Source organism: Massilia sp. CT11-108, assembly GCF_047302915.1.
Lineage (GTDB): Bacteria > Pseudomonadota > Gammaproteobacteria > Burkholderiales > Burkholderiaceae_D > Telluria > Telluria orientalis.
In genome coordinates, this window is record NZ_JBKYMO010000853.1 from 1 (window position 1) to 1513 (window position 1513).

General features: G+C 72.6%; 1 protein-coding gene. It reads right to left on the reverse strand.

Features of this window, described 5'->3' with window-relative positions; all coding sequences use genetic code 11:
• Positions 1–1513: DUF4118 domain-containing protein (locus tag ACEN88_RS31410; RefSeq protein ID WP_413346038.1), on the reverse strand; the 1513-nt coding region annotated here is incomplete at both ends.

Below are 1513 nucleotides of genomic sequence, written 5' to 3' on the forward strand. Positions count from 1 at the left end.
GAACGACGATGAGTGATTTCACCGGTATCGCCCTGCTCGTGGAAGACGAGCCCCACATCCGCCGCTTCGTGCGCGCCCACGATCGCGCGGCAGATGGCGAGCCCGAGGCCCACGCCGGGCTTGGCCGATTCCCGTTCGCCGCGCGTGAATTTCTCGAACACGGCTTCTTCCTGGTCGGGCGGCAGGCCCGGCCCGTCGTCCGTCACGGCGACGTTCAGCCACTGTCCGTGCTGCTCCGCGGCGACGGTCACCGTGCTGCCGGGCGGCGTGTACTTGCCCGCGTTTTCCAGCAGGTTGGACAGCACCCGTTCGACCAGCACCGCGTCGTACTGCACGAGCGGCAGGTCCGCCGGTACCCGGGTCGCGACCACGTGGCCGGCCAGCGCGGCGCGGCTGGCCGCCAGGGCGCTGCCGATGACTTCCTCGACCGGTTGCCACTGGAGCCTGAGCTTGACGTCGCCGCTCTCGATGCGGGCCATGTCGAGCAGGTTCGTCACGAGGCGGCCCATGCGCACCGTTTCCTCGCGCAGCGCGTCGGCCATCGCGCGCTGCCCCGCGGCCAGCGGCGGCGTGGAGCCGGCCAGCGCCTCGGCCTGCGCCATCAGCGACGTGAGCGGCGTGCGCAGGTCGTGCGACAGCGCCGCCAGCAGGGAGTTGCGCAGCCGTTCCGATTCGATGCGCACCAGGGCGTCCTGCGCCACCTCGATGTAGTGCACCCGTTCCAGCGCGATGGCGGCCAGCGCCGCGAACGTGTCGAGCTGCTGGCGTTGTTCCGGCGCCGTGAGCCAGTGCGGCGTCGCGGCCTCGATCGCCAGCACGCCGCGCGTGCGCATCGGCGCCACGAGCGGCAGGTAGAAGACGGGGCTGCCGGGCAGGGTGTCGGTGCCCATCCCGGCGCTGGCGCCTTGGTCGAACGCCCATTGCGCGATGCCGGTGTCGAGCGCGGCGATGGCGTCGTCGCCGGCCACGGCCACGCGCCCGGCGGCGTCCGGCACCAGCAGGACGGTGCGCGCGCCGAACGTGCGCCCGATCGCGTCGCGCGTCGCTTCCTGGATCTGGTCCGTCTGGAGCACGCCCGACAAGGCCCGGGCGAATTCGTACAGCGCGCGCGTGCGGCTCTCGCGGCGCGCCGCCACGTGCGCCTGGAAGCGCAGGCCGGCCGTAAGGTGGCCCGTGATCAGGCCGACCGCCAGCATGACGCCGAACGCCACCAGGTACTGGACGTCCGAGATCGCGAACGTGAAGCGCGGCGGGACGAAGAAGAAGTCGAAGCACGCGACGCTGACGCAGGTCGCGGTGACGGACGGGCCACGGCCCAGGCGCACCGCCACCATCAGCACGACCAGCAGGAACAGCATGGCGATGTTGGCGAGGTCCAGGTGGCCGACGGTGGGCGTCAGCGCCAGCGCCATGCCGACGCTCGACAGCACCGCCACGCCGTGTGCGGCGATGTCCATGCGGGTGGTCGTGCGCCGCGCGGCCGGCATGGGCGGTGCGGCGGAGGCCGGCGGCA